A 21,717-nucleotide genomic window follows, 5' to 3' on the forward strand; every position below is an offset into this window, starting at 1 on the left:
TAAATGGTAATGCTGCGCTATGCGGTGTATCGCTTTTTCACGATGCTGCTGACTTTGCTGGTGGTGTCGGTTCTGATCTTCGTGATCATCAACCTGCCCCCCGGCGATTATCTGAGCAATCAGATCGCGGAATTGCAGGCCTCGGGCCAATCTGCCGGGGTCGCCAAGGCTGAATTCCTGCGCGCGGAATACGCCCTGGATCGCCCCATATGGGAACAGTACCTGGTCTGGATGGGCTTCTGGCCCGGACCGCACGGGTTTGAGGGCCTTCTTCAGGGCAATTACGGCTGGTCTTTTGAATTCGACCGCCCTGTGGCCGAGATCGTTGGCGATACCTTATGGCTGACTGTTGTGGTCAACCTGGCCGCTATCCTGTTCGTCTATGCCGTTGCCCTGCCGCTGGGCGTCCTCGCCGCAGCAAAATCGCGAACCTGGATTGACTATACGTCGGCCTTTGTTGGCTATCTTGGTTTGGCGACGCCCAACTTCCTGCTGGCACTGATCCTGTTCTATTACGGACACCGCTACTTCAACCTGCCCATCGGCGGCCTGATGGACCCATCCTTCGAAGGTCAGCCGATGAGCTGGGAAAAGCTGAAGTCCATTCTTGTCCACCTGATCGTGCCGACTTTCGTCATTGGCACATCTGGCGCCTCTGCCATGATGCAGCGCTTGCGTGCGAACATGCTGGATGAACTGGGCAAACCTTATGTGGAAACGGCCATTGCCAAGGGTATGGCACCATCGCGAATGCTGACAAAGTACCCGCTGCGCGTGGCGTTCAACCCATTTGTTGCAGATATCGGGAACTTGCTGCCGTCGATGGTATCCGGGTCGGTACTGGTCTCAGTCGTGCTTGGTCTGCAAACCATCGGCCCGACCTTGCTGACCGCACTCAAGACCCAGGACCAATTTCTGTCTGCCTTCATTCTGATGTTCGTGGCCTTGCTGACCCTGATCGGCACCATGATCTCTGATATCTTGCTGGTCATGCTGGACCCGCGCATTCGGTACGAGGGGCGTGAAGCGTGACCAAACACACCGACGGTCGCTTTGTCGACGATGCACCTTTCGACGCAGATGCCGCCCTGCAACAGTTAGAGCGCGCAGATCTGGACGCACCCAACTGGGTTCTGGTCTGGCGCAAGTTCAGAACCCATAAGCTGGGTTTGATTTCAGGTGTCTTCCTGCTGTTCTGCTACCTGATGCTGCCCTTCGCTGGATTCATCGCCCCCTACGGCCCGAATGAACGAAACGGCGAACACCTTTACGCCCCACCACAAAGCATCAATTGGTTCCACGATGGCTCCTTCATTGGCCCGTACGTCTATCCGATCGTGGCCGAAGCTGATCTTGAAACCTTTCAATGGAAATTTGTGCCCGACACGGAAGACCCTCGCCCGATCCGCTTTTTCTGCGAGGGGACCGAGTACAGGCTTGCAGGTCTTATCAAATCAGACACCCACCTGTTCTGCGCGCCAGAGGGCGCAACGCTGTTCCTTTGGGGGTCCGATCGTTTGGGCCGCGATGTGTTCAGCCGCATTCTATATGGCGCGCAGCTTTCGCTGACTGTCGGCCTGATCGGCATTTCGGTATCGTTCACCCTTGGCATCTTTTTTGGATCAATCGCCGGGTATTTCGGCGGCAAGATCGATTGGGTCATCAACCGCGTGATCGAGGTCTTGCGCTCGCTACCTGAACTGCCGCTCTGGCTTGCCCTATCGGCGGCGGTGCCCTCAAATTGGAGCCCGGTTGCTGTTTTCTTCATCATCTCGATCATCCTCGGGATTCTCGATTGGCCCGGCCTTGCCCGTTCGGTACGCGCGAAATTCCTGTCCCTAAGGGAAGAGGAATACGTCCGCGCCGCCGAGATGATGGGTGCAAGCTCGGGTCGTGTCATCCGCAAGCACCTGCTGCCGAACTTTATGTCTCACCTGATTGCCTCGGCCACGTTGTCGATACCGGCCATGATCCTCGGGGAAACCGCGCTCAGTTTCCTGGGTCTTGGTCTGCGGGCCCCGGCCGTCAGCTGGGGTGTAATGCTGAACGACGCGCAGAACCTAGCCTCGATCGAGATCTATCCCTGGACGGCAATCCCGATGCTACCGATCATTGTTATCGTGCTGGCATTCAATTTCCTGGGTGACGGGCTGCGTGACAGTCTGGATCCATACCAGCAATGAGCTTGATTTCAGCCCTTCCCGCAACCGACGGATACCGTAAAACGGGCACTGGGGCTTGGTCCAGTGTCTATGCGGTATCTGAACTGGCGACGGCAACTTTTGGCGCGGTGGGTCAGGAACTGGCACGTCTGACGACGGCGCTGAACCTGTCGCCCAGCGCGCCGGACGTGTCTGTGGATCACCGGTTGGCCTCGCTTTGGTATCAATACTCCTTCAAGCCCAATGGTTGGGAGATGCCTAGTCTCTGGGATGCGATAGCAGGCGACTTCCAGACTGCGGATGGTTGGATCAGGTTGCACACCAACCTGCCCCGCCACCGAGCGGCGGCACTTAAGGTTCTTGAGGTCAAAGCAGATCGGGACGCGGTCTCTCAAGCAGTGCGGCGATGGTCCGCAAGCGAGCTGGAATCGGCAATCGTGGCCCAGGGTGGCGTTTCCGCAGCCATGCGCAGCCGGGCAGTGTGGTTAGAGCATCCGCAAGGTCGGGCCGTGTCCCGCGATCCACTGATCGGTTGGCACAGCCCGCGACAGATCAAACTGCGAGATCGATCCGAGGCCACGGCTGAGCGCCCTTTGGCAGGGTTGCGCGTCCTCGACCTGACGCGCGTGCTGGCTGGGCCGGTTTCAACGCGAACCCTCGCCGGTTTTGGTGCTGACGTTCTGCGTGTCGACCCGCCCAGTTGGGACGAGCCCGGTGTCATACCCGACATCTCATTGGGTAAATCCTGCACTTACCTCGATCTGAAATCGCCGTCTGGTTTGGAAAAGCTGCAAGAGTTATTTTCTCAGGCCGATGTGTTCGTCCACGGGTATCGCCCCGGTGCTTTGGATGCGCTCGGCCTGACCAGGGCCAAGCGCGATGAATTGGCCCCAAACCGGGTCGAAGTCACATTAGACGCTTATGGCTGGCAAGGCCCATGGGCCGCGCGGCGCGGGTTCGACAGCCTCGTTCAAATGAGCGCGGGTATAGCGGATGCAGGCCGTGACTGGGCAAATGCGGATAAACCAACACCATTGCCGGTTCAGGCGCTGGATCATGCAACCGGCTATCTGATGGCCGCCGCCGTGCTGTCCGCCTTGGCCGAGGCCGCCGCGGGGAACGCGATCATGCTGGGTCAGCTTTCTCTCGCACGCACGGCCGAGTTGTTGGCCATTCTCGGCAAGTCCGACACGAAAGAGGTCATCACCGGCGCCAGTCCGTCAGACTACAGCCAAGCTCTAGAAGAATCAGGCTGGGGCTCCGGTCACCGCCTGAAACCCGCTCTGACCGTTGGCGACGCCAAGATGTTCTGGGACAAGCCTGCACCTAAACTAGGCACGTCGGCTCCGGTCTGGGCCACGGCCATCACCTGAGCCAATCGCCACGCGGTACGCGCGGCCCGGCCCAACGCTTTGGGTCTCGTCTTGCCAGAGACGTCACCCAAAGGGGCGGGAGACCCCCTCAGCGATCGTCCCCACCCGGACCGATATCGTCCAGGTAATCCTCGTCAATCGCCGCCTGCACCGCACCCGTCACAGCTTCGCGCTGTTTGGGTGTCAGATCCTCGGGGTCCTTGCCCTCGGCCAGGCGCACAGTGACCTCACGGTGTGCGAACTTGATGCCTTCGCGGGCGAACAATTCGCGGATGTCCTGATAGACTTTCTTGCGCACCAACCATTGATCCCCCGGCTTGGTCATGAACTTGACCCGAATGATCATCGCAGAGTCCTGCATTTCGATCACGCCTTGCGACTTCAGCGGTTGGATAAAGTTGTCGCCGATCACCGGGTCGCTCAACAACTCTTGACCCAACTTTTTGATCAACTTACGCACCTTCTCGACATCGGTGTCATACGTCACCCGTAACGGCAGTTTCATGATCACCCAGTCGCGGGAATAGTTGGTCAGAACCTTGATCTCACCAAAGGGGATGGTGTTCAGCGCGCCCAGATGGTGACGCAGCTGGAACGATCGGACCGAGATCTTTTCGACCGTCCCCTTCACGTCGCCGATGTCGATATATTCACCCTTGCGGAATGCGTCATCCATCAGGAAGAACGCCCCCGAAAAGATATCGCGGACCAATGTCTGCGACCCAAAGCCCACGGCCAGGCCCACGACACCAGCACCCGCGAATAGCGGACTGACATTGATACCCAATTCCATCAGGGCAATCAGCGCTATGGTCACAACAACTACGGCCAGAATGGCCCCGCGGAACAAGGGCAACAATGTTGCAAGGCGGCTTTGCCCACCTTCTCCGCCTTCATCGCCCAGCTCAGCCTCACCACCGCCGTCGTCAATCTCCTGCGCGATCTTCGAGTCGATCCCAATGCGGAAGAAATGGAACAGGATGTAACCCATGAAGAGGATCACCATCACGTCCAGCGCCCGCTCGATCGGCAGGTCCTCGCTCCAGCTGGCATCCGGATTCCAGATGACCACCAGCGCATATAGACCGACGACAAAAGCCAGAATACCGGCAACCCGCCGCGCCAGATCTTCGTAGGTCAAGATCGAGTGCTTGCGCATCTCGGCCTGCGGCGTTTCGATCACTTCAACCTCGGCATCCGCCTCATCAGCATCGGCATTCATTGCGTCAAGCTGGTTGTTGCGATTGAAATACCGTTCCAGAAGATAGTTCATGGCCCCATAGGCAACCACGACCGACATAAAGATTGCATAGCTGCTGGCTACGATTGGGATCGAGTTTTGATTTTCCAGCACCAGGTCGACGGCCAGTTTGAACCAGCTGAACACCATGTAAAGGATCAGCACCGGTGCCCATGCGAACGAGATTAGGCGCAGAATCCACGACACCTGATCCGGTGATCGCCCGCCGCGGATAGCGTTCGAGATGGCGCGGGCGTTGAACAGGATCATCAGGACATTGCCGATCGCACCAAACATGGTCAGGCCGCCATAGACCAAGGCGTAGACGTTATAGTTCAGCCCAAAATCAGCGACCCAAGTGGCAAAAAGCACCACGGTAATGTCGTAGGTCGCCAGCGCCGAAGCCCAGATATACAGGCGTTTTGCGTCACGATCCGAGAAAGGCGGCAAGCGATATTGGCTCAGATACGGGGATAGAACCATGCGCCACAGATCAGACACCGTACGCGACAGGAAGAAGGCGGTAAAAATTGCTGTGACCGTGAACTGGATCGAGATGTCCTCAGCCTCGCCGAAAAACACGAAACCGACGATAAGCGCCATCACCATGGCAAAAATCGTGGCGCCTATCCCCATCAGGAACCGGAACACCAAAAACGGCATCTTCTCGCGATAGCCTTGCGGATCTTCCTTGGATCGCGCGACGACGATTCGCTTTGCGATACGCTTTCCGTAGATTTCAATCGACAACCATCGTCCGATCAAAAGGAAAAGAACGTTCCAGAACAGGACCTCGACGTAGGTCTGTATTCGGCCATCCGGGCTGGTCTGACGCAGGATGTATTGCACCTCGAAGATCGAATAAGGCAGCGCCTGAAGCCGTGAATTCATCGAGTCGCGAAACTTCGAAAACCGCTCCTGCGCTTTCATAAGCTGCGAACCATCGCCCATCGGATCCCCGGGTACAGCCTCGGGGGTGACACTGTTTTGCTGGCCGGAAGACACGATTTGCCCGGCGCTGTCGATGACGATCACACTGGCCCCGGCTTCGGTCGCGGAGCGGATCGCCGTAGCCAGATCGCTGTCGCTGGCTGTTTCCGAGCTGCTGCCGCCGGCTGAGGGATACCCCGGTATCAGAGAGGTCTGCGCAACTGCACCGGTGACCAGCGCCAGAGTAAGGGACCAGATTACAACCGTTAACCCAGCCAGCAATGTTCGTGTCATCGGATATTTTTCCAGTTCGCCATTCGTAACACAGGTTATCGAAGCCCGGTGGCGGGTTCAAATATTCAACCCCCGCAGCCTCAACATCGTATCAAGCCGTGTTCCCCGCACCATGCTGTGAACAGAAGTGTTTGCAACCCGGAAAAAACTGAATATGACCAACCTGACGCTGCCATCATGACGGATGGGCAGGAAATTTGATATAGAACAGGGCGCAGATGCGAAACCCACGGCTAAAATCGAAACAAGCCGGTAACGACTGGTAGGATCAGTGATTTTGCACGCGGCTAAAAAAAATATATACGATACGGGTGCAAGCGCGCGGAGTTGCACCAGAACACTGAATTGGGCAAAGGCATGAGCCTAGGAAGACAAAACGATACAACCGGCCGTGCGCCGCGCATCTTGTTCTACAGCCACGATACGTTCGGGTTGGGTCACTTGCGCCGATCCCGTGCACTGGCTGGTGCGATGACGCAGGCTGACCCATCGGCATCAGCGCTGATCCTGACCGGGTCACCCGTGGCCGGGCGGTTCACCTTTCCGCGTCGCGTCGACCACGTGCGTTTGCCAGGAGTGACCAAACGCGCCGATGGATCTTATGCATCCCAGACAATTGGAATGGGCATCGAGGAAGTGACTGAGCTGCGGGCGGGTCTTATCCAGACGGCGGTTCAGCAATTCGATCCTGACGTCCTTATCGTCGACAAGGAACCAACCGGTTTCCGCAGCGAGTTGTTGCCCACCCTGGAAAATTTGCTGCGGTCCCGCCGCACCAAAATGGTCCTGGGTCTGCGTGACGTTTTGGATGAACCCGAAGTGTTGGCCGCCGAGTGGGAGCGGAAAGAAGCCATTGCAGCAACCGAAAGGTTCTACGACGAAATCTGGGTGTACGGACTACGCTCGATCTATGATCCGACCGAGGGCCTGCCGCTCAGCCCTGCCACGCAGTCGCGTATCCATTGGACTGGTTATTTGCGCCGTGATCTTGGGCCGATAGGCGATCCGCCGGAACAACCTTACATCCTGATTACGCCGGGCGGCGGCGGTGACGGCAAAGCCTTGGTGAACCAGGTTTTATGCGCCTATGAAAAAGATCCCAACCTGTCACCGCGCGCTGTCCTTGTCTACGGCCCCTTCCTGTCGGGCGAGCTGCGCGACGATTTCGAAACCCGCGTTGCCGCGCTGAATGGTCGGGTCTCGGCTGTTGGCTTTGAATCGCAGATCGAAACGCTGTTTGCCGGCGCTGCGGGTGTGGTCTGCATGGGCGGCTACAATACGTTCTGCGAGGTGCTCTCGTTCGACAAACGCGCCGTCATCGTCCCACGCACGACACCTCGGCTGGAACAGTGGATCCGCGCCTCACGCGCCGAGGGCCTGGGACTTGTCAGAATGCTGGACGAAAACCGTGACGGGTTGACGGCGGACACGATGATTAAGGCTATTCGCAATCTGCCCGATCAGCCCTTGCCTTCTCAGGCAATCCGCGACGGCCTGCTGGATGGTCTGGACTATGTCACAAGCCGCGTGGACGCGCTGCTTGGTGGGGAACGGGAACGAGCCACCGGATGACTTCAGGAAAACCCAAGCTCGCGGTGCTGGTCAAAGGATGGCCGCGCCTTTCCGAGACGTTTATCGCACAGGAACTGGTCGCCTTGCAGGACGCAGGCCACAGCTTTGACATCTGGTCCCTGCGCCACCCGACCGACACCAAACGTCATCCACTGCATGATCGGTTCAAGGGACAAGTCCACTACCTGCCCGAGTACCTGTATGAAGAACCTGATCGCGTTTGGGCCGCGCGCCACATCGCGCAGACCCTGCCCGGCTATACCGAGGCTTATAAGGTCTGGCGCTCTGATCTGCGGCGCGACCCGACACAGAACCGCATCCGGCGTTTCGGGCAGGCCTGTGTTCTGGCCGCCGAGTTGCCCGGGGAAACGCAGGTGATGTATGCGCATTTCATGCACACGCCGTCGTCGGTCGCACGCTACGCCGCCATCATGCGCGGCTTGCCCTGGAGCTTTTCGGCACACGCCAAAGACATCTGGACGTCACCCGATTGGGAGAAAGCCGAAAAACTGCAGGCCAGCACGCATGGGGCCGCTTTTGGCGCAACCTGTACTGCCATTGGGGCGGAACACTTGCGCAGTTTGGCCGATGATCCGGCGCGGGTCGATCTGATCTATCATGGCTTGGACCTGAACCGTTTTCCCGACCCACCGACCCGCGCAGCTCGGGCACCGGATGGGCGGTTTCACATGCTCTCAGTCGGTCGTCTGGTCGAGAAAAAGGGCTTTGATCGCCTGATCGATGCGTTCGCCACGCTACCCAATTCGCTGGACTGGCACTGGACACATATTGGTGGCGGTGCGCTTGGTGATGCGCTGCGCGAACGGGCTGAGGCCCAAGGTATCGCGGACCGGATCACCTGGAAGGGCGCCTGTGACCAGCCCGAAGTGATCGAGGCGATGCGCGGCTCTGATCTGTTCGTGTTGCCCAGCCGGATCGCGGCTGACGGAGATCGCGACGGGTTGCCAAATGTTCTGATGGAGGCTGCGTCTCAACTGTTGCCGATCCTGTCGACACCGGTTTCCGCCATTCCGGAATTCATAAAAACCGGAACGCATGGCGTTTTGTCCGACGACAACCCGTCCGCACTTGCCAGCGCGATCACCGAAATGGCCGCCGCTCCTGAGCGTACTGCATCTATGGCCAACGCTGCCTATTCCCGCCTGATTGCCGAGTTCCGCATGGACCCCGGCATTGCCCTGTTGTCCAAACGGCTCAGCGCATTGGGCGCGGGCAAAGACTGATGGCCCGCGTCGCCTTTTTCTCACCGATGAAATCTCCGGACAGCCCGGTGCCATCGGGTGACAGGGAAATGGCGCGCAATCTGATCAGGGCGATCGGGGCGCAGGGCGACGAGGTCGATCTCGTATCGGACTTGCGCATTTACGACAAAACGGGCGATCCGGCGGTTCAACAACGTCTCTGTTCTGACGCCGATGCCGAAGCCCGGCGACTGATCGCGGACATGACCCACGACACGGATTTGTGGGTGACGTATCACAACTACTACAAGGCCCCCGATCTGCTGGGCCCTAAAGTGTGCGCCGTTCGGGGCATCCCCTATGTGCAATTGGAAAGTACCCGTGCGACCAGCAGGTTACGCGGCCCATGGTCCGGCTTTGCGCAAGCCGCACATGATGCCTGCGACGCGGCGAACGTCATTTTTTACCACACGGCCAACGATCTAATCACGCTGGAACGTGAAAAATTCGAGGATCAGCGTCTGGTCGAATTGCCGCCCTTTTTGCCAATCTCGAGCCTGCCGCCCGCTTCCTCATGTGACGGGCCGATGCTGACGGTGGGAATGATGCGGCATGGTGACAAACTGGCGTCGTACCAACTGCTGGCGCAGGCGCTGTCGCATTTGAACGGGGATTGGGCTTTGGATATTGCAGGGGATGGACCTGCGCGGGCTGAGATCGAAGACCTTATGACACCGTTTGGCTCCAAGGTCCGGTTTCTGGGGCAACTGGATCGTGACGCCCTGCAAAACTTATACGCAAATGCGTCCATCTTGGTGTGGCCCGGCGTGAATGAGGCATTTGGCATGATTTACCTTGAGGCTCAGGCCAGCGGAGTTCCGGTTGTTGCGCAGAACAGGCCCGGTGTCCGCGATGTTCTGGCGCCGGCCGACTACCCCGAGGTCGAAGCAGGACCCGAAGCGCTTGCCACCAGACTACAGACGCTGATTGGCGACCTTGCCCTGCGCCGTTCGCTTGGCGCGACGGCCCAAAAGTATGTGTCCAACCGCCACCTGATGCCCGCAGCAACCGAACGGTTCTGGCAGGCTGCGCGGCCTTTGATCGGAGGCACCGCATGAGCCAACTTGCTCTTTTGCGCCACGGCCACACCCATTGGAACCGCGCTGGCCGTATTCAGGGCCGCAGTGACATCCCGCTGGACGATGACGCGCGCACCGAACTGGCCGGATATGAATTGCCCGAGTCGTGGAACAAGGCAGCGCTCTGGTCCAGCCCCCTGCAGCGCGCCAGCGAAACCGCCGCATTGGTCGCGGGGCGAGAGCCTAAGGTGTCCGAAGCCCTGACCGAGATGAACTGGGGCGATTGGGAAGGCAAGCGCGGCGTTGACCTGATTGCAGACGCAGACAGCGGATATCGCCATATCGAGGATTGGGGCTGGGACTATTGCCCGCCGAACGGCGAAAGTCCGGCGGAAGTGCGGGCGCGATTGCAACCCTGGCTGGGCGGTTTGCAAGGCGACACTGTCGCCGTGTGTCACATTGGGATCATGCGCGTCATTCTGGCCTCGGCCTGGGGATGGAACTTTGACGGCTCTGCCCCGTTCAAGATCAAGCGCAACCGACTTTATGTCATTGATCTGGATGGTTTTCAGCCGCAACCCGAACCGGTTCGACTGCTGCGACAAGGCCCCCGCGAATGAAAGTCATGATTGTTGTCACCCACCTGTTGGGCACCGGGCACCTGAGCCGCGCGTTGACGCTGGGCCGGGCCTTTGTCGCGGATGGGCATGATACCTTCGTGGTCTCTGGTGGGATGCCCGCTCCTCAGTTGGACACGGCCGGAATGACGCTGTTGGGCCTGCCCCCTTTGCGCTCGGATGGCACTGATTTCACCCGCCTTTTGACACAAGCCGGAACGGTAGCGGATGTCGGGTTTTTCGCGGCGCGCAAAACTGCTCTGGTTGAAGCAATTCGCAGCTTTGCACCGGATGTTTTGATCACCGAGCTTTATCCGTTTGGCCGCCGATCCCTGACAGGTGAATTTTCGGCTGCGCTAGAGGCGGCCCGTGATATGCACCCGCGCCCGATAATTCTGGGATCGATCCGGGACATTCTGGCGCCGCCCTCAAAACCCTCAAAGGCCGAGCGGGCAGAGCAGATTGTCGCAGAGCACTACGACGGCATCCTTGTCCATTCGGACCAGAGCGTTGTGCCGTTGAACGTCAGTTGGCCTGTGTCCGAGCAGCTGGAGGGTCGCCTGTTTTACACGGGTTTCGTGGCTCCGCTGGCCCCAACACCGCACAAGGATGCAACCGGCAAAGGCGAAGTGCTTGTCAGCGCAGGCGGCGGTTCGGTTGGGCAGCCGATTTTTCGCGCGGCCATCGAGGCCGCCCGAAAGATGTCCAACAGGCGCTGGCGCCTTTTGGTCGGCGGGCAAGACGCAAAGGCGCGCATTACAGAACTGCAGAAGCAAGTGGAGGGTGCCCCTGTCACTCTGGAAGCGGTGCGGCCCGATTTTCGCCAGATGCTGCCCCACGCGGCGGCTTCGGTCAGCATGTGCGGCTACAATACGGCATTGGATATTCTGCAGGCAGGAACCGCTGCCGTGTTTATCCCATTTGATGATGGCAATGAGGTCGAGCAGAGCCTGCGCGCCCGCACCCTTGCGGAAATGCCCGCCATCGATGTCATCGCAAGCAAAGATTTGAACGGAGATCTGCTGGCCCAGGCCGTGGGCCGCGTGATTTCATCGGAACCTCGTCCTGTCTCAGATCAGGGGTTCGATGGTGCAGCGCAATCCGTACGCGTCGCCAAAGAACTTTTGGAGCGCCGCGGATGAGCGTTGACTGGCGCGTTTTGACGGATGAGCTGGAACTCTGGCGTCAACAAGGACTGGCGCTGCCTTTGTGGTGGCGCGACGATGATGCGGTTTCCACAACGCCGCAGCTTGATCGCTTGACCGCGATGTCAGACCACCTTGGGGTGCCTGTTCATCTGGCCATCATCCCCCGTGATGTCCAAGACACGCTGATCGAGTATGTAACTGCCCAGCCAAACCTGATCCCGGTCGTGCACGGTTGGGCCCATCAGAACCACGCACCACCGGATGAAAAGAAATCCGAATTCCGCCTGCACCGGCCCATGGACGATATCACTGGGGATATCGGCTCGGGGATATCGCGGCTGCGCACCCTGTTTGCAGATCAATTGTGCCCGATGTTCGTGCCGCCATGGAACCGCATAGCGCCAGAGGTGGTGCAGGAATTGCCCGCAGCGGGGTATCGCATCTTATCGACCGCCACGCCACGGTCCAGCCCGCAGGCAGCGCCCGGATTGGCCCAGATCAACACGCATCTGGATCCAATAGACTGGCGCGGATCACGCGGACTGGCCGACCCGGACATGTTGATCACAAAGACCACTCAGCTGCTGCAAAATCGCCGCGAAGGTCGCGCAGACAACACCGAGCCCTTTGGCATCTTGACCCACCATCTGGTTCATGATGAGGACATCTGGGCCTTTACCCACGACCTGCTAAACCGGCTGCTGGACGGGCCGGGCTTTGTCTGGTCCGCCCCCCAAGCCGACTGAAAACGGAGATCTGAATGAGCCGACTGGATTCCATGCTGCGCCGCCTGACCGCACAACGTGACGGTTTGAATTGGGCGGTAGATCAGATCTCGGGTATGGCAGGCGACGTGCTGGATATGGGCCTTGGAAACGGGCGCACTTATGATCACCTGCGGGAAATTCTGCCGGATCGGAGAATCTGGGTCATGGACCGCGTGCTGCAGTGCCATCCGTCCAGCACACCGCCAGCGGAAGATTTTTTGCAGGGTGAGGCCGAGCCGATGCTGCAGAAGCTGGCAGAAGGTGGACCCAGGATCGCTTTCGGTCACTACGATTTCGGGCGGGGTGTCAAGGAAGAGGACGTTGCCGAAGCGGCGCGCCTTAGCCCACTGATTGCGCAGGTGATGTTGCCCGGTGGTCTGCTAATCTCGGGCCAACCTTTGGTTGGCTTTGAACAGATAAGCGGCCCGGACACCATCGCGCCGGACCGATACTTGTTCTACAGGGCCTGATCAGGCCACGCGTCGTCCGCGCGACCAAACACCATTCAACGCAGGGGTGCCTTCTCGCATCCGGAACCGGATGACGTCCGCCCGGGTGCCCGCCCGCAACTCACCACGATCATCCAGCCCAACGACCTCTGCCGGTGTCTTTGTCACGGTTTTCAAACCGCGGGCAAAATCACCCCACATCTCGCCCAGTTTCACAGCAGACAGCAACAATGCGGATGGCACGTAGTCCGAGGACAGTATGTCGAGATGGCCCAGCTGCGCCAATTCATGCGCAGCGACATTGCCGGAATGCGACCCACCCCGGATCACATTGGGTGCGCCCATCATCACCTTGATACCGTGATTATGACAGGACTGCGCAGCCTCGACCGTGGTCGGGAATTCGGCAAGGGTGATCCCGTGACCGGCCGATACGCGCACCTGTTCGTCCGTCGTGTCATCATGGCTGGCCAGCATTGCACCAAACCGTTTGGCCGCTTTTACCGTCTCTACCTCGTGCAGATCACCATAGCGGTCGCGCATCGCCTTAAGGTCGGCCACGTGTTGCAGAAATCCATCTCCCTCAAGCCCCAGTTTGCCTTTCAGATACGCTTCCAGTTTCGACAAATCGCGGAACTGCCGTTGTCCGGGCGTGTGGTCCATGAGTGAGACCAGACCTACACGGTCTTCGGGCCCGAATTCGTTTAACTCTTCGGCCAGGGTTTCCGAGCAGACCTCGGCCCGCAAATGCAGAAAATGGCTGATCTTCAATGTATCCTGTTCCCGCAACTGCCACAGCTCACGCGACAGACCGCGCGCGTATTTGACATAGCGTTGCCCGGATGGGATCGAGCCTATCCGCATCGCATCGAACACGGTCGTGATCCCGGTACTGGCCAGTTCGGCATCATGGGCCAGAATTGCGGCGGCATGAGGCCAGTCAACCTTGGGACGTGGCTGAATGTGACGCTCAAGGTTGTCGGTGTGAAGTTCGACCAGACCAGGGCAGACATAATCCCCTTCGCAGTCAATTGCACCAGCGGGAACAGTTGCGCCGGTCGCGACCTCGGCAATCGTATCCCCCACAATCCGAAGGCTGCCCACGACCGTCTCATCGGGAAGAACAAGCGTGGCATTGGCAAGTATCATTTCTTCTGTCATCTGAACTTCACAAGGTTTGAGCTATTGGGAAGGCCACGCATAGGAGGCCAATGTGACATTCACGCGATACGCGATCTATTTTGCGCCACCGGCTCAGGCCGAATGGACAATCTTTGCGACCCAATGGTTGGGCTGGGACATGGAAGCCGGAACTGAAGTTGCGCATCCTGTCATTGACGGCGTGGACGTCGCAGCCTCGACCGATGTTCCGCGCAAATACGGTCTTCACGCGACGTTGAAGCCGCCGTTTCGCCTGAACAAGGGACAATCTCTGATCGACTTGCAAGACGCCTGTGAACGGTTGGCCGGAACACAACCGCCCGTCACGCTGGACGGGTTCGAGATCGCCCGGCTGGGTCGTTTTCTGGCCCTGCGGCCGGTAGGTAATACCGACTCGCTGAACGCGCTTGCAGCGGCTTGCGTCCGCGAACTTGACAGCTTTCGCGCCCCCGCGTCCGCCGCGGAACTGGACCGCCGACGTGCCTCGGGCCTGACGCCGGAACAGGACGCCAACTTGCTGCGTTGGGGTTACCCTTACGTGATGGACACGTTCCGCTTTCACATCACCCTCAGCGGAAAACTGGACAAACCCACGCTGAAAACCGTTCAGGCCGCATTGGAGGACCATCTGGTCCCCCTGCTGCCCGCCCCCTGTCAGATCAAGGATCTGGCTCTTATGGGCGAAGCCGAAGATGGGAGGTTTCATCTGATCCATCGCTACGCCCTTTCCGGTTGAAGCCCGGAAAGGATCGCATCAATCGTGACTTCCAGCGGCCCGGAATTATCAACTTCGATCACACGGTTCAGCCCGTCGGGCAAGGGCATACCAGCCCGTCCCAGACGACGCGCCTGATCAGAGGCGCTTTCCCGCCCGCGTACAGAGAGGCGCTGCGCCAGCACCTCAGGGTCCGCTGTCAGCGAAATCACGATCAGGTCGCCAAAAACCGCCTGCGCGTTCAACAAAACCGAACGGGACAGATTGACCAATAGCGCATTCGCCGTTTGCCGTTGGTCTGCGATTTCAATCGGGATGCCGTAGTGCAGCCCATGCGCGTTCCAGTGCAACGCAAAGGCTCCGTCCAGCACCATCTGCTCGAAGATTTCAATCGACACGCGATCAAAATCTTCGCCTTCTTCGCCTTCGGGGCGGGTTATCACCCGGCGAACCCGCAGGATACCTGGCGACGCCGCGACCAACGCCTCCATGACGCTGTCTTTGCCGACACCTGACGGACCAACAACGGCTATGACCGGCGCAAGGCTCACGCGACCATCCCCGGGGTGAATTCAGACACGTTGATCTCGCGATCACAGACCCGGCTGCGCGCTTCGATATCGTGGAAAATGCCAACAATCGCCGCGCCGCGTTCTTTGGCCTCTTCGATCAAAGACAGCACCGTTTCGCGATTTTGCGCATCCAGTGAGGCAGTCGGTTCGTCCAACAGCATCGCAGGGTAATCATGCGCAAACCCACGTGCGATGTTCACCCGCTGCTGCTCACCGCCCGAAAAAGTGGTCGGGCTCAGGCTCCACAGTCTTTCGGGAATGTTCAACCGCCGCAACAAATCTGCCGCCTTATCCAGCGCCGCTTGCTTGTCGCAGCCAACGGCCAACAGCGGCTCGGCCACCACCTCAAGCGTCGGAACTCTGGGGACCACACGCAAGAACTGACTGACATAGCCAAGCGTCTCACGCCGCAAAGCCAGAATTTCGCGCGGTTCGGCCTTGGCGACGTCCAGACCACCGACAAGGACCCGGCCTGATGCGGCCAGATAATTTCCATAGACCACCCGCATCAGTGTTGATTTCCCTGCGCCTGAAGCCCCGGTCAGGGCGACGCATTCACCTGCGGCGACATTCAGAGATGCACCCTGCATCACCGGAATTACGGCACTACCCTGATTGTGCAGGGTAAAGCTCTTGCTGACATTGATTAGCTCAATCATAGCACTTCATCTTTTTCCAAATACTCAAACCTGCAGAACGCTGGACACGAGCAACTGCGTGTAGGCATGTTGTGGATCGTCCAGAACCTGATCGGTCAACCCGGCCTCAACCACTTGACCGCTTTTCATCACCATCAGTCGATCCGCCAGCAGGCGTACGACGGCGAGGTCATGGGTGACGATGATCGCGCTCAACCCCATCTCACGCACCAACCCGCGCAGCAGATCCAGCAGACGCGCCTGAACGGAAACATCCAGCCCGCCCGTTGGTTCATCCATGAACACGAGGCGCGGCCCCGTGACCAGATTGCGGGCAATCTGCAATCGCTGCTGCATCCCGCCTGAAAAGGCCGACGGACGGTCATCTACACGGGATTCCTCAATCTCAACCCGGCCCAGCCAGTCGATCGCACGGTCTCGGATGTCGCCATAGTGACGATCCCCCACCGCCATCAGACGCTCACCAATATTGCCGCCAGCACTGACCGACATCCGCAGGCCGTCTCGCGCATGCTGATGTACAAAGGCCCAGTCCGTTCGGCTCAGCATCCGGCGTTCCGGTTCGGACATGGTGACCGTATCCACTGGACCATCAGCACGTGTGTCAAAAATCACCTGCCCTGCATCGGGTTCCAGATGACCGGCCATGCAATTCAACAGCGTCGACTTGCCCGATCCGCTTTCACCCACGATCCCCATTACTTCTCCAGGGAAGAGATCAAAACTCACATCCAAGCACCCGATCCGCGCGCCATAGCGCTTTTCGATGCCTTTGACCTGCAATAGGGGGGTCATGCCGCATTCTCCTCGGCCAGTCGGCCAACATGGCCCGCTTCACGGCGAGACCGGCAATAATCAGTGTCCGAGCAAACAAACATCCGGTTGCCGGCATCATCCATGATCACTTCGTCCAAATAGCTGTCCTCGGCGCCGCACAAATCGCATGGGTGGTCGGCTTTGGTGGCCTCAAACGGGTAATCCTCGAAATCCAGACTGACGACCTTGGTATGCGGCGGAACCGCGTAAATCCGCTGTTCACGTCCCGCACCAAACAGCTGGATCGCGTCCATCTCAAGTTTTGGATTGTCGAATTTCGGGATCGGCGACGGATCCATCACGTAGCGGTCCGACACTTTCACCGGATAGGCATATGCGGTCGAAATCGCCCCGTGCTGGCTGATGTCCTCGTACAGCTTCACATGCATCAGCCCATATTCTTCGAGGCTGTGCATCTTGCGGGTCTCGGTCTCACGCGGTTCCAGAAAGCGCAGAGGTTCCGGGATCGGCACCTGATAAACGATGATCTGGTCCTTGCGCAGCTTCGCCTCGGGGATGCGGTGGCGGGTCTGGATGACTGTGGCCTTTTCGGTTTCCTCGGTCGTTTCCACACCTGCCGTGTTCTCAAAAAACCTGCGGATCGACACGGCGTTGGTGGTATCATCGGCACCCTGATCGATCACTTTAAACGTGTCCTCGGGCGTCAATGTAGCAGCTGAAACCTGCACGCCACCGGTGCCCCAGCCATATGGCATCGGCATTTCACGGCTGGCGAATGGCACCTGATAACCGGGCACAGCCAGACCTTTCAGAATGGCGCGCCGGATCATTCGCTTGGTTTGTTCGTCCAAATATGCGAAGTTATACTCATTCATTTTGATGTATCACTTTGTTTTTGGTGTTTTTGTGGACGTATTTCTGTTGGGCGCATTGTTATTGGCGCTATTGGTGTATCTTTTCTTTCACTCTCGTCATGCGAAGCGACGACGTCGTGCGCAAAAGAGGGATCCAAATGGCGAATGGAGTTCGGTTGGCGCGCGCACGGACTCGCCACCCGGTAGAAACCTGCGACGCCAATAAGGCAGGTTTGGCAATTCGTCAGCCTGGTGCGTCCCAGTGGGGATGCAGACGCAGTCCAGCTCATAAGCGACCCCTTGCACACAGCTCGGCCTCCAACACTTGAGGAGAGGTAGAGTGGACGCTGCTTTTGCAAACGGACTGCGCGGCGTCTTCGAACGCCAGTTCGTCGGCCCATGCCAAGTGGGGGTGCCAGTCAAGCAGAACACTACCGATTTTGAACACGACGGCCTTCATTCTGCGGCCTCCTTTGGCGTGATTCGCTCTTCGGCCTCACGGCGCAGTTTGCGAACCAGCTCCAGTTCGGACTGAAAGTCGACGTAATGCGGCAGCTTGATATGTTCCAGGAATCCAGTCGCCTGAATGTTGTCCGCGTGGCTAAGGACGAATTCCTCATCCTGCGCGGGCGCACCCAGATTGTCTTCGCCCAACTCTTCCCAACGCAGGGCGCGATCCACCAAAGCCATCGCGATGGACTTCCGTTCAGACTGACCAAAGACCAAACCATAGCCACGGGTGAATTGCGGCGGTTCGGTCTTGGAACCCTTGAACTGGTTCACCGTCTCGCATTCGGTCAGCTCGATTTCGCCGATGTCGATGGCGAAACCCAGTTCCGGGACCTCCATTTCGACCGAGACCTTGCCGATCCGTAACTCACCGACGAATGCGTGGTTACGGGCGTAACCGCGTTGCGTTGAATAGGCCATGCCCAGCACAAACCCCTCATCCCCACGGGTCAGGGATTGCAGACGCAGGGGGCGGTTCGACGGAAACTCCATCGGTTCGCGGGTCAGATCACCCGGGGTGGTGTCACTGGCGGGTTCATCCTGAATGATGTCCTCGCCCTTCAGGAACTTAGTGATATGTGGCGTCGCCTCGGTGCGGGGTTGCGCCGTAGGCGCAGCCGGAACCTCACCTTCTGCGGCCAGTTTGAAGTCCAGCAATCGGTGTGTGTAATCAAAGGTTGGCCCCAGCACCTGCCCGCCCGGCGCATCCTTGAACGTGGCCGAAATCCGGCGATCACACGCCATCTCATCAGTCTTAACCGGGTTCGAATAGCCAAATCGCGGCAATGTCGTCCGATAGGCTCGGATCAGAAAGATCGCTTCAATCAAATCACCGCGCGACTGCTTGATAGCTAGGGCCGCCAAATCAGGGTCGTACAAGGACCCCTCGGCCATCACCCGATTGACTGCCAAACCCAGCTGTTCGCGGATTTGGGCGATGCTCAGTTCGTCAATGTCGGTTGCGCCGCGTCTTTCTTCCGCCAACCAGGCATGTGCGTTTTCGATGGCCGTCTCGCCACCCTTGACTGCAACATACATTGCCTAGGCCTCCACACTGATTTGGGTACTGCGAGGCAGGGCCGCCACCCGGTCGCCGCAGGTAAAAAAGAAGTCACATCCAAGCGGGTACAAAGCCGCGTTGGCCTGCATTGCCAGGGCATCCGGCAAGGAAAGCCGCGCAGTGTCTTTGATCCCTGGACCACTTAGAATGGCACCTGCTTGTTGCAGCGCGTCACATTCAACAATCAAGGTGGCCGAGCGATCTGGGTATTCTGCGGTACCGATACGAAATGATCCCAGTGGGCTGAGCTCGGCCCAACTCCCTACGGCGAAATCTGCTACAGCAGCCTGTGAAATGGGCGCACCTGTGTGAAAGGTCAGCCACTCGCGCACCGCATCGTTGTTGAACGCGCCCGCCAAATGGACCTTTGTCTCGGGGTCACACAAAGTCAGCAGCAAGGTTCCCGCTGCGATCGACAGGGGCTTTGGCGGTTGCGCACCCTTCAGATCACGGATTTCTCCGGGCTGGGCCATTACGGTCATGGCGGCGCGGAATGCATGCGCGGCCTGGACCGGTGCATTCTGAAAACCCCCGGAAAATTGGGTCTGCGCCGTCATGTGTCCTCTCCCCTTACCATGGTGAAAAACTCGACCTTCGTCGCTGCGGCTTTGGAGGCGCGATCTGTTCTGGCGGACTGCATCTGACCCTTGAGCGGCGCGATCACTTGGTCATGAACCGCACCCGCAGCCGAGGTCTGCATCAAGGCATCAATCAACGCGGCCGCCTGGGCCTTGGGCTTGGACCGGCCCTGCACGTATCCATGCCCAACCGTTCCATCCTGCAGCACCAGAGAACACCGCGTGACGGTCATTTCGCCAAGGTTGAACCGAGCGCCAGTGCCACCAGTGCGCCCGCGCACCATGACGCCGCCCACTTCGGGGCTGCGCAGCCATTCAAAATTCGGGCGTACTTCGTACTTGTCCCAAAGGGGCATCAGCGCGCTTTCAGGCGCACGCGCCAGCAGGCCCATCCAGTCCTGTCGCGTTGCCTTAGAATTATATGTTTGATCTGTCATCAAAGCCTCTTGGCCGGGTTGTCTACATGATCTATACAACTAGACAAATACTACATCCCGATGCCTGGGCTGGCAATCCGCAACCTTGTGAAGATTTGATGACATGAGAAAAACACCCGTCTGGAAAAGCATCGCCCTGAACCTGACATCCGACATTGCAGAAGGCCGCTACAACACCGGCGACCGCCTGCCGACCGAGGCGCAATTGGCGGCAAAACACGGGGTCAACCGCCATACGGTACGGCGCGCGTTGTCGGATCTGGCGGACCAAGGTCTGGTGCATGCCCGTCGCGGCGCCGGTGTCTTTGTCGCGGCCCGTCCGACCGATTATGCCATCGGCAAGCGCGTCCGATACCACAAGAGCATCTCGGCCAGCGGTAAGATTCCCGGCAAAAAGATACTTACGCTCACAACGCGCGCCGCAGATGAAACAGAAGCAGAGGCCCTGGAGATCGCTTCAGGCGACCAGGTACACGTATATGACGGACTGTCTCTGGCGGATGGGCAGCCAATCGGGCTGTTCCAAAGTGTCTTTCCCGCGGACCGCTTGCCCGGCATTCTTGAGGCGCTATCCGAGACAGAATCGGTAACGAAGGCTTTGCAGCACTGCGGTGTTAAGGATTACACCCGCATCTCAACCCGCCTGAATGCGCGCGCGGCGACGGCAACACAGGCCCTGCACCTGCGACTGACAGAAGGTGCGCCTGTACTGTATTCCGTCGGCATAAACGCAGATCCTAATGGTCTGCCGATTGAATTCGGGCGTACCGTATTTGCCGGAGATCGGGTCACCCTGACCCTGAACGAGGACTAGGCCGCAGAAACCCTCCCGCCCGTCTCGATCTCCTGACTGAGGTCTCATCCCGTTGGTCATAGCCGATGCGGGTGCGGGCACAGGAGGTTTCGGTTCTTGCCTACTCAAGTCAGCTCGTATTTTTCCAGGAATGCCTCGGCGCTAAATGTTCGGAAATCCGGCAGGGCGGCGCGCAGACGGTCATTGTCCCAATCCCACCAGGCCAGGTCCATCATGCGCTCGGCCACGCCAACCGGATACCGGGTACGGATCGGTTTGGCGGTCACGCCGCCTACAATTGTATAGGGCGCTACATCCTTAGTGACGACAGACCCCGAGGCAACCACCGCGCCGTCCCCGATGGTCACTTCAGGTTTGATAATTGCCGCATGCCCAATCCAAGTATCATGGCCGATCCGGGCGACGCGACTGGCGCGATGTTTGAACCAATCCGCGTCATCCTCGGCATCATCCCAGTAATCTGCCGAACGATACAGGAAGTGATGCAATGACGCCTTCTCCATCGGATGATCTGTCGCGCCGATCCGAGTGAAACTGGCGATATTGGCGAACTTCCCGATCTCGGCATTCGCAATGTCACAGGTCCGGTCGCAATACGAATAGTCGCCAAAAGCAGAGTTCACAACGCGGCTTCCCGCGCCAATTTCGACAAATTCACCGAAGGAACTACCCGAGATTTGGCAATCAGGATGGATAAACGGTTGGTCGGAACGCAGTCGTGCCATGGTTTTGTAGTCCTTAGTCATG

General features: G+C 58.7%; 22 protein-coding genes. 12 read left to right on the forward strand and 10 right to left on the reverse strand.

The features are described from left to right. Positions 1 to 3 precede the first annotated feature (3 nt). The 3 genes from AC2FJE_RS18970 to AC2FJE_RS18980 are packed head-to-tail and all read left to right on the forward strand — an operon-like array spanning position 4 to position 3,535. Positions 4 to 1,032 (forward strand): ABC transporter permease, encoded by a 1,029-nt coding sequence (locus tag AC2FJE_RS18970; protein WP_108860926.1) that lies wholly within the window; start codon positions 4 to 6, stop codon positions 1,030 to 1,032. Continuing rightward, a complete protein-coding gene (locus AC2FJE_RS18975) occupies positions 1,029 to 2,183 on the forward strand; it encodes an ABC transporter permease (protein WP_496761297.1) in 1,155 nt (384 codons plus the stop codon). Before AC2FJE_RS18970 ends, AC2FJE_RS18975 begins: the two co-directional genes overlap by 4 nt. Then, complete coding sequence (locus tag AC2FJE_RS18980; RefSeq protein WP_496757665.1) at positions 2,180 to 3,535, forward strand: CoA transferase; 1,356 nt, start codon at positions 2,180 to 2,182, stop codon at positions 3,533 to 3,535. The genes AC2FJE_RS18975 and AC2FJE_RS18980 overlap by 4 nt, the downstream gene beginning before the upstream one ends. 88 nt (positions 3,536 to 3,623) lie before the next feature. Here the strand turns inward: AC2FJE_RS18980 and AC2FJE_RS18985 are convergent, their stop codons facing one another. Next, positions 3,624 to 5,999, reverse strand: coding sequence for a mechanosensitive ion channel domain-containing protein (locus AC2FJE_RS18985; protein WP_496761298.1), 2,376 nt, complete (start codon positions 5,997 to 5,999; stop codon positions 3,624 to 3,626). Positions 6,000 to 6,356: 357 nt separating this feature from the next. Here AC2FJE_RS18985 and AC2FJE_RS18990 point away from each other — a divergent pair, with 357 nt between their 5' ends. From AC2FJE_RS18990 to AC2FJE_RS19020, 7 genes are read left to right on the forward strand one after another with little or no spacing between them, the layout of a single operon-like run. Beyond that, positions 6,357 to 7,571, forward strand: a complete 1,215-nt coding sequence (locus AC2FJE_RS18990) for a glycosyltransferase family protein (RefSeq protein WP_496757672.1) — start codon at positions 6,357 to 6,359, stop codon at positions 7,569 to 7,571. Then, positions 7,568 to 8,815, forward strand: coding sequence for a glycosyltransferase family 4 protein (locus AC2FJE_RS18995; RefSeq protein WP_282152655.1), 1,248 nt, complete (start codon positions 7,568 to 7,570; stop codon positions 8,813 to 8,815). The genes AC2FJE_RS18990 and AC2FJE_RS18995 overlap by 4 nt, the downstream gene beginning before the upstream one ends. Then, a complete protein-coding gene (locus AC2FJE_RS19000; RefSeq protein ID WP_496761300.1) occupies positions 8,815 to 9,891 on the forward strand; it encodes a glycosyltransferase family 4 protein in 1,077 nt (358 codons plus the stop codon). The genes AC2FJE_RS18995 and AC2FJE_RS19000 overlap by 1 nt, the downstream gene beginning before the upstream one ends. Continuing rightward, the gene (locus AC2FJE_RS19005; protein WP_496761302.1) at positions 9,888 to 10,472 is read left to right on the forward strand and encodes a histidine phosphatase family protein; all 585 of its coding nucleotides are present in this window, start codon (positions 9,888 to 9,890) and stop codon (positions 10,470 to 10,472) included. The genes AC2FJE_RS19000 and AC2FJE_RS19005 overlap by 4 nt, the downstream gene beginning before the upstream one ends. Next, the gene (locus tag AC2FJE_RS19010) at positions 10,469 to 11,611 is read left to right on the forward strand and encodes a glycosyltransferase family protein (protein ID WP_496761304.1); all 1,143 of its coding nucleotides are present in this window, start codon (positions 10,469 to 10,471) and stop codon (positions 11,609 to 11,611) included. The genes AC2FJE_RS19005 and AC2FJE_RS19010 overlap by 4 nt, the downstream gene beginning before the upstream one ends. Next, entirely contained in the window at positions 11,608 to 12,363 is a 756-nt protein-coding gene (locus AC2FJE_RS19015) for a polysaccharide deacetylase family protein (RefSeq protein WP_496757683.1), read from the forward strand. Before AC2FJE_RS19010 ends, AC2FJE_RS19015 begins: the two co-directional genes overlap by 4 nt. Positions 12,364 to 12,377: 14 nt before the next feature. After that, complete coding sequence (locus AC2FJE_RS19020; protein WP_282152660.1) at positions 12,378 to 12,854, forward strand: class I SAM-dependent methyltransferase; 477 nt, start codon at positions 12,378 to 12,380, stop codon at positions 12,852 to 12,854. On the opposite strand, the gene AC2FJE_RS19025 is transcribed toward AC2FJE_RS19020, so the two are convergent. Next, positions 12,855 to 13,994, reverse strand: coding sequence for an alpha-D-ribose 1-methylphosphonate 5-triphosphate diphosphatase (locus AC2FJE_RS19025; RefSeq protein WP_282170710.1), 1,140 nt, complete (start codon positions 13,992 to 13,994; stop codon positions 12,855 to 12,857). 52 nt (positions 13,995 to 14,046) lie between these two features. Between AC2FJE_RS19025 and AC2FJE_RS19030 the strand changes: the two genes are divergently transcribed. Next, a complete protein-coding gene (locus tag AC2FJE_RS19030) occupies positions 14,047 to 14,730 on the forward strand; it encodes a DUF1045 domain-containing protein (protein ID WP_496761305.1) in 684 nt (227 codons plus the stop codon). Here the strand turns inward: AC2FJE_RS19030 and AC2FJE_RS19035 are convergent. The 7 genes from AC2FJE_RS19035 to phnG all read right to left on the reverse strand — a co-directional run bounded on the left by AC2FJE_RS19035 (position 14,712) and on the right by phnG (position 20,156). Continuing rightward, positions 14,712 to 15,260, reverse strand: coding sequence for a ribose 1,5-bisphosphate phosphokinase PhnN (locus AC2FJE_RS19035; protein WP_282170708.1), 549 nt, complete (start codon positions 15,258 to 15,260; stop codon positions 14,712 to 14,714). The two genes, AC2FJE_RS19030 and AC2FJE_RS19035, sit on opposite strands and share 19 nt — an antisense overlap. Then, positions 15,257 to 15,940, reverse strand: coding sequence for a phosphonate C-P lyase system protein PhnL (phnL, locus tag AC2FJE_RS19040; RefSeq protein ID WP_282170707.1), 684 nt, complete (start codon positions 15,938 to 15,940; stop codon positions 15,257 to 15,259). Before phnL ends, AC2FJE_RS19035 begins: the two co-directional genes overlap by 4 nt. A 24-nt stretch (positions 15,941 to 15,964) precedes the next feature. Beyond that, positions 15,965 to 16,735, reverse strand: a complete 771-nt coding sequence (phnK, locus tag AC2FJE_RS19045) for a phosphonate C-P lyase system protein PhnK (protein ID WP_496761307.1) — start codon at positions 16,733 to 16,735, stop codon at positions 15,965 to 15,967. Further along, the gene (locus tag AC2FJE_RS19050; protein ID WP_496757696.1) at positions 16,732 to 17,592 is read right to left on the reverse strand and encodes an alpha-D-ribose 1-methylphosphonate 5-phosphate C-P-lyase PhnJ; all 861 of its coding nucleotides are present in this window, start codon (positions 17,590 to 17,592) and stop codon (positions 16,732 to 16,734) included. Before AC2FJE_RS19050 ends, phnK begins: the two co-directional genes overlap by 4 nt. Before the next feature lie 435 nt (positions 17,593 to 18,027). Further along, a complete protein-coding gene (locus AC2FJE_RS19055) occupies positions 18,028 to 19,119 on the reverse strand; it encodes a carbon-phosphorus lyase complex subunit (RefSeq protein ID WP_496757698.1) in 1,092 nt (363 codons plus the stop codon). 3 nt (positions 19,120 to 19,122) lie between these two features. Further along, positions 19,123 to 19,698 carry a phosphonate C-P lyase system protein PhnH gene (gene phnH / locus AC2FJE_RS19060; RefSeq protein ID WP_472724327.1) on the reverse strand — a complete coding sequence of 192 codons (576 nt, stop codon included), beginning with the start codon at positions 19,696 to 19,698 and terminating at the stop codon, positions 19,123 to 19,125. Further along, the gene (gene phnG, locus AC2FJE_RS19065; protein ID WP_282170702.1) at positions 19,695 to 20,156 is read right to left on the reverse strand and encodes a phosphonate C-P lyase system protein PhnG; all 462 of its coding nucleotides are present in this window, start codon (positions 20,154 to 20,156) and stop codon (positions 19,695 to 19,697) included. Before phnG ends, phnH begins: the two co-directional genes overlap by 4 nt. A 103-nt stretch (positions 20,157 to 20,259) precedes the next feature. Here phnG and phnF point away from each other — a divergent pair, with 103 nt between their 5' ends. Next, positions 20,260 to 20,970, forward strand: coding sequence for a phosphonate metabolism transcriptional regulator PhnF (gene phnF, locus AC2FJE_RS19070; protein WP_282120764.1), 711 nt, complete (start codon positions 20,260 to 20,262; stop codon positions 20,968 to 20,970). 104 nt (positions 20,971 to 21,074) lie between these two features. Here phnF and AC2FJE_RS19075 read toward each other — a convergent pair whose 3' ends face one another. Next, complete coding sequence (locus AC2FJE_RS19075; RefSeq protein ID WP_496757704.1) at positions 21,075 to 21,695, reverse strand: LbetaH domain-containing protein; 621 nt, start codon at positions 21,693 to 21,695, stop codon at positions 21,075 to 21,077. Between the last annotated feature and the right edge of the window lie 22 nt (positions 21,696 to 21,717).

The sequence above is a fragment of the Ruegeria sp. CDSC002 genome, assembly GCF_059610905.1.

Bases quoted from the DNA above. Each gene is read 5' to 3' on its own strand.
- AC2FJE_RS19055 (WP_496757698.1), bottom strand. From the start codon at position 19,119: ATGTATGTTGCAGTCAAGGGTGGCGAGACGGCCATCGAAAACGCACAT.
- AC2FJE_RS18970 (WP_108860926.1), top strand. From the start codon at position 4: ATGGTAATGCTGCGCTATGCGGTGTATCGCTTTTTCACGATGCTGCTG.
- AC2FJE_RS19005 (WP_496761302.1), top strand. From the start codon at position 9,888: ATGAGCCAACTTGCTCTTTTGCGCCACGGCCACACCCATTGGAACCGC.
- phnF (WP_282120764.1), top strand. From the start codon at position 20,260: ATGAGAAAAACACCCGTCTGGAAAAGCATCGCCCTGAACCTGACATCC.
- phnG (WP_282170702.1), bottom strand. From the start codon at position 20,156: ATGACAGATCAAACATATAATTCTAAGGCAACGCGACAGGACTGGATG.
- AC2FJE_RS19020 (WP_282152660.1), top strand. From the start codon at position 12,378: ATGAGCCGACTGGATTCCATGCTGCGCCGCCTGACCGCACAACGTGAC.
- AC2FJE_RS19015 (WP_496757683.1), top strand. From the start codon at position 11,608: ATGAGCGTTGACTGGCGCGTTTTGACGGATGAGCTGGAACTCTGGCGT.
- AC2FJE_RS19000 (WP_496761300.1), top strand. From the start codon at position 8,815: ATGGCCCGCGTCGCCTTTTTCTCACCGATGAAATCTCCGGACAGCCCG.
- AC2FJE_RS18985 (WP_496761298.1), bottom strand. From the start codon at position 5,999: ATGACACGAACATTGCTGGCTGGGTTAACGGTTGTAATCTGGTCCCTT.
- phnH (WP_472724327.1), bottom strand. From the start codon at position 19,698: ATGACGGCGCAGACCCAATTTTCCGGGGGTTTTCAGAATGCACCGGTC.
- AC2FJE_RS18995 (WP_282152655.1), top strand. From the start codon at position 7,568: ATGACTTCAGGAAAACCCAAGCTCGCGGTGCTGGTCAAAGGATGGCCG.
- AC2FJE_RS19050 (WP_496757696.1), bottom strand. From the start codon at position 17,592: ATGAATGAGTATAACTTCGCATATTTGGACGAACAAACCAAGCGAATG.
- phnK (WP_496761307.1), bottom strand. From the start codon at position 16,735: ATGACCCCCCTATTGCAGGTCAAAGGCATCGAAAAGCGCTATGGCGCG.
- AC2FJE_RS18980 (WP_496757665.1), top strand. From the start codon at position 2,180: ATGAGCTTGATTTCAGCCCTTCCCGCAACCGACGGATACCGTAAAACG.
- AC2FJE_RS18990 (WP_496757672.1), top strand. From the start codon at position 6,357: ATGAGCCTAGGAAGACAAAACGATACAACCGGCCGTGCGCCGCGCATC.
- AC2FJE_RS19025 (WP_282170710.1), bottom strand. From the start codon at position 13,994: ATGACAGAAGAAATGATACTTGCCAATGCCACGCTTGTTCTTCCCGAT.
- AC2FJE_RS19010 (WP_496761304.1), top strand. From the start codon at position 10,469: ATGAAAGTCATGATTGTTGTCACCCACCTGTTGGGCACCGGGCACCTG.
- AC2FJE_RS19075 (WP_496757704.1), bottom strand. From the start codon at position 21,695: ATGGCACGACTGCGTTCCGACCAACCGTTTATCCATCCTGATTGCCAA.
- phnL (WP_282170707.1), bottom strand. From the start codon at position 15,940: ATGATTGAGCTAATCAATGTCAGCAAGAGCTTTACCCTGCACAATCAG.